Source organism: Streptomyces sp. AC627_RSS907, assembly GCF_019049165.1.
Genome location: NZ_JAGMUE010001535.1, coordinates 1 through 616, shown reverse-complemented (window position 1 = coordinate 616; position 616 = coordinate 1). Strand labels below are relative to the sequence as shown.

Below are 616 nucleotides of genomic sequence, written 5' to 3'. Positions count from 1 at the left end.
TTGATCTCGTGCGTGACGCCGTCCTCCTCGCCACCGGTCGGGGTGATCTCGACCTCAAGGATGATCTTCGCCTTGACGGCCTCGGCGAGCAGCTCCTTGGCGATGGCCAGGTTCTCGTCCAGCTTCTCGGCGGAGCCGTCCCACATGTGGGACTGGAAGAGCGGGTTCTGACCGGCGGCGACGCGCTCCTGGGAGAGGGCGATCAGCGGCCGGACGAAGCCGTCCAGCTTGTCCTTCGGGCAGTGGTCGGTGTGCAGCGCGATGTTGACCGGGTACTTCTTGGCCACCACGTGCGCGAACTCGGCCAGCGCCACCGCGCCGGAGACCATGTCCTTGCTGTACTGACCGCCCAGGAACTCGGCGCCACCGGTGGAAACCTGGATGATGCCGTCGCTCTCGGCCTCGGCGAAGCCACGCAGTGCCGCGTGCAGGGTCTGCGTCGAGGTCACGTTGATTGCCGGGTAGGCGAACTTGCCTGCCTTCGCCCGGTCGAGCATCTCGTTGTAGACCTCGGGGGTTGCGATGGGCATGGGTCCGCTCCTTGTGAAGTGCCGGTTGCGTTGTGAATGCCCTGACCTAGGGGGCGACGTCATCGTCGACCCCATCCTTCCAGACT

General features: G+C 65.6%; 1 protein-coding gene. It reads right to left on the bottom strand.

From position 1 onward, the window contains the following. On the bottom strand, window positions 1–530 hold a 530-nt coding region (locus KUM32_RS42865; RefSeq protein WP_217146958.1), incomplete at its 3' end, for a class II fructose-bisphosphate aldolase. Window positions 531–616: the final 86 nt, after the last annotated feature.